Raw genomic sequence first — 8340 nt, forward strand, 5'->3', positions numbered from 1 at the left:
CTGCCGTTCGCTCACGAAGGGGAATCTAGCTCATTTCGCCAACAGTGCAGCGAGAGCGGGTCGATCGGGCAGGTCATCGGGCTCCAGGGTGTAGCCGGAGCGCACGTAATGGAATGCCGCCCGGACCTTCTCCAACGGCACCCCGGCGAGTTGGGCCCAGGCGATCCGGTAGGCCGCGAGCTGAACGAACAACGACTCGCGTCGCGCCGGTTCGGGGACCGATCCGGTCTTCCAGTCCACGACCAGCCAGCCGCCGTCGGGTTCGGCGAAGACCGCGTCGATGCGGCCGCGGATGACCGTCGGGCCGATCACCGTCTCGAACGGCACCTCCACCTCGGTCGGGCTGCGCTGGGCCCACCGGGACGCCAGGAATGCCTCGCGCAGCTCGTCGAGATCCGTGTCCGGTGCCGCGGTGGCGTCGGCGGCGCCGGGCAGTTCGTCGATGTCGAGTAGGCGCGTCGCGCCGAACCACCCTTCCACCCACGCGTGGAAGGCGGTGCCGCGGCGTGCCGTCGGGTTCGGCGCGAAGGGCGTCGGGCGACGCAGGCGGCGCGCGAACGCGGCTTCGTCGGCGTCGAGTTCGACGAGTTGACTCACCGACAGGTGCGTCGGCAACGCGACATCGATCTCTGCCTGATTGGTGCGGTGGTGCTCGGCGAGCAGCGCGTCCACCTCCGATCGCCACGCGGCGATCTCCTCGTCCTCGCTCGTGGACACACCGTCGGCCGCGGGGGTGTCCGGTGTCGGGTCGAACAGCGTCGGGGTGCCGCGCCGGGCGATGGCATCGGCGACCAGACGCGATGCATCGGCCACCGCGTCGCGCCGCTCCCCCAACGGATCTCGCGGCCACGGCACGCTGACGATCTGGTCGGCCAGTGGATTCGTCGCGCCGTCTGGAGGCTCGGGTGCGTCGATCGGGATCGCCATGCCGGTCGACTCGATCGTCGGGTCGTCTATCGCGGCGGCGACGATCCCACGGATCTCGATGAAGAACGACGATCCGCCCCGGGGCCGGTCTCCCGTCTCCGACCAGTGATGCGCCGAGATCAGCAGCGAGTGTTTGGCCCGGGTCAGCGCGACGTAGAGCAGGCGCCGGTCCTCCTCGAGTCGGCGCTGCGCGATCGCCTCCTTGTGCTCGGTCAGCGCCGCCTCGAGTTCCTTGCGATCGGCGGGCGCGCGCAGGTCCAACGGCGGGAACCCTTCTGCGTTGGTGTCGTCGGCGAGATCACCTCGCAGGCCGGCCGGCAGCTCCTTCGCGCTGCCGAGCCAGGTGGTGTCCGCGCGACCGCCGGGAAAGATGTTCTCGCACAGATGCGGTACCACCACCACGTCCCATTCCAGCCCCTTCGCCGCGTGCACGGTGAGGATCTGCACCCGCTGCTCGGCCACCTCGATCCGGCCGGGTTCGAGTCCCTTCTCGATGGTCTCCGCGGTATCCAGGAACGCCAGCAGGCCGGGCAGATTGGCGCCGGGCCGTTCGGCGTAACTGGTGACGTATTCGGCGAACGCGTCGAGATGCTCACGGCCGGTGATGGCCCCGCGCATGCGGCGGGCCCGGATCTGGGCCTCCACCGCCACGCCGATCGTGTTCTCGACGTCGGCGACCAGTTCCGGCAGCGGCTGCCCGATCCGGCGGCGCAGCGACTCCAGTTGTGCACCGAACGCCCGGATGCGTGCGAAACCCTCGGAGCTGTACCGATGCGCCTCCCCCGGATCGACGAGGGCGTCGGCGATTCCGGCACGGTCGACGATCTCGGTGGGCAGCACCGCGTCGAGCGCCTCGTCGAGCTCTTCCCGGGAGGCGACGACGCCGCCGGACGCGGTGAACTCCACGGCCGCGAGTTCGGTGGCACGCTTCCACAGTGCGGCCAGGTCGCCCGCACCGAGCTGCCATCGCGCGCCGGTCAACAGTCGCATCGCCGCGGTTCCGGCCATCGGGTCGGCGATCAGTCGCAGCATCGCCACCACATCTTCGATCTCCGGGACGTGCAGCAACCCACCGATGCCGACGACCTCGGCCGGAATGCCGCGACTCTCGAGTTCGGCGGCGATGGGCGCGGAGTCGTCGTTGCGGCGGACCAGGACCGCGGTGGTCGGCGGTGCCTCGCCGGCGGTCTCGGCACCCCGGTAGATCCGCTCGATGTGCTCGCCGATCCAGCGTCGTTCGTCGACCACGGTCTCGGTCAACGCCACGTCGACGCTCCCGGTCGGGGCATCCGGCCTGGGCCGCAACACACTCACCGGTATCCCTTTGCGGCGCAGCTCTTCTGACGTCTCGTTGGCCAGCCGCAGCGCGTGGGCCGCGTTGCGCCAGCTCGTCAGCAGTTCCAGCCGCCGCGCCGGAGACGACTCGGACTGTCGGAAATCGTCGGTGAAGCGGGGCAGGTTGGCCGCCGACGCACCGCGCCAGCCGTAGATCGACTGGATCGGATCGCCGACGGCGGTCACCGCCACCGACCTGTCACGTGAGGCGGCCCGCTTCGGCTTCCCGGGTGCGCGTCCGAACAGCGTCGCGAGCAACACCCGTTGCGAGTGACCGGTGTCCTGGTACTCGTCGAGCAACACGGCCTTGAACGATTCCCGCTCGGCCGCAACCACTTCCGGATTTCGCATGACCAGCCGGGCGGCCAGGGACATCTGGCTGCCGAAGTCGAGTGCGGTCGCCGCCCGCATCGTCTCACCGAGCGCGATGACCATCGGGATGAGTTCGCGCCGTTCGTCGATGACGTCTTTGACCTTCAGCAACGCCTGGGTCGGGGTGTCGCGCTGACGGGGCCCCTTCGGCAGCGTGTCGATCAGTTCGTACAGATCGTCACCGGCGCGGCGCAGATCGTCGATGTCGACGAGATGCTCGGCCATCTCCCCGTAGAGCTTCAGCACCGCCTCGGTGACACTGGCCGGAACCTTCGTGGTGCGCAGCTCGCCCGTCCAGTTCGACACCACCGCAAAGGCCATCTGCCACAGCTCGGTTTCCGACAGCAGGGTCGAGTTGGGCTCCACCGGCAGCAGCAGTCCGTAGTCGGCGATGAGGCGTCCGGCGTAGGCGTGATACGTGCTGACCTCGGGGTCCCCACCACCGAGTCGGGCGGCGATGGCACCGTCCGGGTCCCAACCCCGCAACGCGGGTGAACCCGCCAACATCGACAGTCGGCGCCTGATGCGCGCGCCGAGCTCGCTGGCCGCCTTGCGTGTGAAGGTGAGACCGAGGATCTCGTCGGGTGCGACGAGTCCGTTGGCGACCAGCCACACGACCCGCGCCGCCATCGTCTCCGTCTTGCCCGCACCGGCGCCGGCGACGACCAGCACCGGTTCCATCGGTGCCTCGATCACCGCGACCTGTTCCGGGGTGGGTGTCGGGAGCCCGAGGGCGGCGGAGATCGCCACGGCCGAGATGGTGGGCCGGTCAGTCATCGATCACCGACTTGCCGCGCAGCTGCGCCGGGCAGCTGGTGGACAGGGCGCAGTGGCCGCAGCCGGGGTTGCGGGTCGCGGCGAACACCGGCCCGATGCTGGCACGGGCGGCGCCCCGCACCACGGAGATCCATTCGTCGACCTGTTCGGTGGTGAGTGGGTCCTGCACCCGTTCCGCGGCGCCGGTGTTCTTGTTGGCCGACGACACGTAGACCAGTCGCCCACCGCCGGGTTCGGCAGGCGCCGTGCCCGATTCCGCGGTTCCGCCGAGCGCCAGGGCGAGCTGGTAGGTCGCCAGCTGCGCGTGGTCCTGCGCGTCCGCCTTGGACACCGCCGTCTTCGCGGTCTTCACGTCCACCACCACCGGCCGACCCTGGGCGTCACGTTCCAGGCGGTCGATCCGTCCGCGCAACCGAACCGCCATCTCGGTGTCATCGGGTCCGCGTTCACCCGTATCGGGGGCACCGGGGTCAGGGGCACCGGGACCGGCGGGTACCGTCGCGTCGATCTCGGCCTCGACCCCCATCTCCGACAGTTCGTCTCGCGAGATCCGCAGCCAGTCCCGGAAATTCGTGAGCATCCCCTCGGCACGTTCGAGCTCACGAACCGAATACCACGCCGCACCGGTGTCCACGCGGTCCCAGATCCCGCGTAGCGCGGCGGTGACCTCGGCCGGGTCGATCTGTCCGGCGACTGCCTGTACGAGCGTGTGCACGAGGCTGCCGGTCAGCGCGGGGGTACCGTCACCGTCGCGGCCGCCGTGGCGTTCGAGGACCCACCGCAGCGAGCAGCGGGTCAACGATTCGACGTTGGACGGCGACAAGGTGACCGGCCCCCGATCCGGGGTCCACAGGGCGGTCTCGGTACTCGGTCCGCCCAGTCCGAACCAGTCGCGTGGCGAAGCTCCGGGGATGTCGGAATCCGCCAGCTGCGCAAGCAGTTCGGCGGCGGCCACGGCCCGCGGCCCGGGTTCGCCGTCGGGTGAACGTCGGTGCATGCCCGCGACGACCTCCGACCGCAGCGTCGCCACCAGTGACGGCAACGACAGCACCCGGTCGACGCCCGGATCGAGCGGCAGCTCGGCGAGTGCGACGTCCGTGTCGTCGTCCGCGTCCGCGGGGGCCAGGCCCCGATACCGCCGGATCGCGTCGGCGACCTCGACGACGAACCGCGAGGGCGACGCGTCCCCGCCGCCGTCGTCCACGGCGGTGACCAGGAGCCGTCGGCGTGCCCGGGTGCACGCCACCAGCAGCAGCCGGCGCTCGTCGGCGAGCGCCGAGGTCGAGCGCGCCACGGTGTCGAGGGCATCCGGATCGACGCCGTCGAGCAGGTCGACGAGCTGTCCGGTCGCCAGGACACTGCCGCGACTGCGCAACGACGGCCACAAGCCGTCCAGCACTCCGGCCACCGCGACCACATCCCATTCGCGGCCGGCGGCGGCGTGCGCCGACAGCACCGTGACGGCATCGGAGGCCGACCCGGCGAGGCGACTGTCCCGCGGGATCTGCAACGCCCCCAGGTAGCGGACGAAACCGGCCGGCCCGGCGGCCGGCAGCGTGTCGACGAAGTTCGCGGCCGCCTCGAACATGGCCATCACCGCGTCGAGATCCCGGTCGGCCTGCTCACCCGCCGGGCCACCGCGGATGGCGCTCGACGCCCAACGCCGTTCCAGGCCGGTGGTCTGCCAGGCCGCCCAGAGGGTTTCCTCGATGCCGCGGCGCGAACGGTGGGCCCGATCGGCGGCGTCGATGACGTCGAGCGTGCGGACCAGCGGTCGGGCCTCCGCATCGGTGAGTCCGCGGACGTACTTCTCCGCCGACGTGCGGTCGATCAGCGCGTGCCGGATCGCGATCAGCGAGTCGGTGGCGGCGCCCCCGCCGGTGCGTTCGTCGAGCCGCCGCACCCCGCGCCGCAGGCGCCGCATCGCCCCCGGGTCGGCGCCGCCGATCGGACCGCCCAGCAGGGCGACCGCATCGTCGACGGTGAATTCCTCGGCAGCCACGTCCGGTTCGGACTCCCGCGCCGCCACCACCCGCAGCACCTGCATCAGGGCGGCGACCGCGCGCTGACGATGCAGCGGCAGGTCGCTGGTCGGGGTCGTGACCGGTACGCCGGCCGACCGGAACGCACGACGAAGCGCGGGCAGCGCCAGCGACACCGAACGCACGATGACCGCCATCCGCGACCAGGGCACGCCGCCGAACAGGTGAGCACGTCGCAGCAGGTCGGCCACCGCGGTGGCTTCCTTGGCCGACGAACTGAACACCCTCACCTCCGCGCCGTCGCCGAATCCCGTGGGGATGTCGGCGTCGTCATCGCGCCGGAGATCCTCCGGCTCCGGGTACGGGTGTGGGCGGGCGCCGGGTAGGCGCGCGGTGAGCGCCGCCCCGACCGCGGCGATCTCGGGATGGGTACGAAAAGAGCTGTCCAGCACGATGTCCCGCGCTGATCCGGACTCCGCGAGCCCGTCGGCGAACCGCGGGCTCGCACCGCGGAAGCCGAACACCGATTGGTCCGTGTCGGCGGCGATGATCGTCGAATCGGCACCCGTGCCGATCAACGTCACCAGCCCGGCGGCCTGCGGATCGAGGTGTTGTGCGTCGTCGACCAACAGATGCCGGATGCGCCGCCGCTGACCGGCCAACAGGTCGGGGTCGGTGGCGAACGCGGACAGCGCCGACCCGATGAGTTCCGCCGCGTCCACCGCGGGCGCCGAAGCACCGGGGGCGTCGGCACCCACCACCCCGCGCAACAGCATGTTCTGCTCGTACTGCGCGTAGGCCCGACCGGCCGCCACCCATTCGGGCCGGCGGTGCTCGCGGCCGAGTGCGCCGAGTTCCTCCGGGCCAACGCCCCGTTCCGCGGCGCGCATCATCAGGTCGCGCAGGGCCTGTGCGAACCCGTCGGTGCCCAACGCGGGTCGCAGTCGCTCCGGCCAATACTGGGCGCCGTCCTCGATGTCGCCGGCGAGCAGTTCCCGCAGCACCATGTCCTGCTCGGATCCGGTGATCAGCCGGGGTGGCGGATTGCCGTGGGCCGACGCCTGCAATCGGAGCACCGCGAACGCGTAGGAATGTACGGTCCGGACCAGGGGCTCGCGCAGGGCCCGATCTTCCGGGCCGGTGCCGGCCACGTCGGTGGACGCCGCCAGGACCCGCCGGGTGATCTCCTCGCGCAGGGACGCGGCGGCGCGCCGTGACGCGGCGAGTACCAGCACCGACTCGGCGTCGACGTCGTCGCGCAGCAGACGTGCCACCGCGGCGTCGACGATCACCGAGGTCTTGCCGGTGCCGGGGCCGCCGTGCACCCGGATCGGGGACCACGGGCGGTCCGTCTCACGCGTCACCGAGGAGTCGATGACCCGGGACACGTGGGCCGGCCAGCGTCGTCGCCGGTCGTCGACGGTCGGCGCAGGGGTGAGCCGGGTACGCAGGGCGGACCCGCCACCCGGGGCGGTGGCATCACTGCGTCGGACCATTTCTCCATCGAAGCATGCGGCCCCGACAACGGTCGCGACGGAGGCGGGCCCGATGCGCACGTCGCCGCCGGGTGCCCGCCTACGGCAGGATGGCGTCATGTCATTGACCACTCACGTGTTCGGGCCGGCGGCGCCGACGACGCCGACCGTGCTCGCGTTGCACGGGCTGACCGGGCACGGGCTGAGGTGGCAGGCGCTGGCGTGCGAGCATCTGTCCGACGTCCGGGTCGTCGCGCCCGACCTGCTCGGGCACGGTCGGTCGCCGTGGACGCCGCCGTGGTCGTTCACCGACCACACCGACGCGCTGGTGGCGGTCGTCGCCGAGCACATCCCGAGTGCCGCCGAGCCGTTCGTCGTCGTCGGGCACTCGTTCGGCGGCGCCCTGGCGGTCCGCCTCGCGCATCGCCTCGGCGGCGCCGTCCGCGGGCTGGTGCTCCTGGACCCGGCGCAGGGTCTGGACCCGACGTGGGCGCTGCAGGTCGCCACCGACAGCCTGGCCCACTGGGACTACGCCGATCCCGACGCAGCACGCGCCGCGAAACGCGAGGAAGGGTGGGCGGACATCCCGGAACGATTGCTGGACAAGGAGATCGACGAGCATCTGCATCCCTTGGACAACGGTCGGGTGGGTTGGCGGGTCAGCGCGGCCGCCGCCGCGACGGCGTGGAGCGAGATGGCGCGCGACGCGGTTTTGCCCCCGAGGGGCATCCCGACGAGCATCGTCGTCGCCGATCGGGTGGACCCGCCGTTCGTGCACCCCGGATTTCTCGAGGCCTGCGCCGACGAGGACTCGATACATGTCGTGCACGCCGACTGCGGGCACATGGTGCCCTACCTCGAACCCGCGCTCACCGCTCGGCTGATCCGCGAACGGCTGGACGGGGCCTGAGCGTGGCCGCAGTCACCGACGCCGACGTCGAACGGGTCCGCAGCCTCGTGGCCGCGATACCGACGGGCAGCGTGACCACGTACGGCGACCTCGCGCACGCGGCCGGACTGCCGAGTCCGCGCATCGTCGGATGGATCATGCGTACCGACTCGGCCGACCTGCCGTGGCATCGAGTGGTCCCGGCCTCCGGACGACCGGCCGCGCACCTGGCCTCCCGGCAGCTGGAAAGGCTTGCCGCCGAGGGGGTGCCGATTCACTCCGGGCGGATTGCCCTGCGGGAGTGTCGGTGGACGCCTCAACCGATGGCCGAGTAGCCACGACCCCTCCGACCGTCGAGTAGCCACCACCCCTCCGATGGTCGAGTAGCCACGAGGCGCAAGCCGAGTGGCGTATCGAGACCTGTTAAGCCGCAAGAGGTCTCGATACGTCGCTCGCCTAGTACTACAGCCGTAGATCGTGTCTAGTGTGGTTTTGACCTGCGGTTTTGGTGGCACTGTCGAGCTCGTTGCTGGTGTTGTCGCCGCCAGCGTGACCAGTCGAGCAGTCGTGTGCTGGCGTGTAG

Annotated in this window: 4 protein-coding genes; 2 read left to right on the forward strand and 2 right to left on the reverse strand. The window is 71.2% G+C overall.

Annotation, left to right across the window (positions count from 1 at the left end; all coding sequences use genetic code 11):
• Positions 1 to 30: 30 nt before the first annotated feature.
• Entirely contained in the window at positions 31 to 3411 is a 3381-nt protein-coding gene (locus VZC37_RS21375; protein ID WP_330435508.1) for an ATP-dependent helicase, read from the reverse strand.
• Positions 3404 to 6889 (reverse strand): ATP-dependent helicase, encoded by a 3486-nt coding sequence (locus VZC37_RS21380; RefSeq protein WP_330435510.1) that lies wholly within the window; start codon positions 6887 to 6889, stop codon positions 3404 to 3406. The genes VZC37_RS21375 and VZC37_RS21380 overlap by 8 nt, the downstream gene beginning before the upstream one ends.
• 97 nt (positions 6890 to 6986) lie before the next feature.
• On the opposite strand from VZC37_RS21380, the gene VZC37_RS21385 reads away from it, so the two are divergent.
• Together VZC37_RS21385 and VZC37_RS21390 are read left to right on the forward strand one after the other, a co-directional pair.
• Positions 6987 to 7778 (forward strand): alpha/beta fold hydrolase, encoded by a 792-nt coding sequence (locus tag VZC37_RS21385; RefSeq protein ID WP_330435511.1) that lies wholly within the window; start codon positions 6987 to 6989, stop codon positions 7776 to 7778.
• Positions 7779 to 7780: 2 nt separating this feature from the next.
• Positions 7781 to 8092 (forward strand): MGMT family protein, encoded by a 312-nt coding sequence (locus VZC37_RS21390; protein ID WP_330435513.1) that lies wholly within the window; start codon positions 7781 to 7783, stop codon positions 8090 to 8092.
• Positions 8093 to 8340: the final 248 nt, after the last annotated feature.

Origin of the sequence: Gordonia sesuvii (assembly GCF_036350415.1) — a bacterium.
Lineage (GTDB): Bacteria > Actinomycetota > Actinomycetes > Mycobacteriales > Mycobacteriaceae > Gordonia > Gordonia sesuvii.

Excerpts from the sequence above, each read along its gene's own strand:
- VZC37_RS21375 (WP_330435508.1), bottom strand. The coding sequence starts at position 3,411 with ATGACTGACCGGCCCACCATCTCGGCCGTGGCGATCTCCGCCGCCCTC.
- VZC37_RS21380 (WP_330435510.1), bottom strand. The coding sequence starts at position 6,889 with ATGGTCCGACGCAGTGATGCCACCGCCCCGGGTGGCGGGTCCGCCCTG.
- VZC37_RS21385 (WP_330435511.1), top strand. The coding sequence starts at position 6,987 with ATGTCATTGACCACTCACGTGTTCGGGCCGGCGGCGCCGACGACGCCG.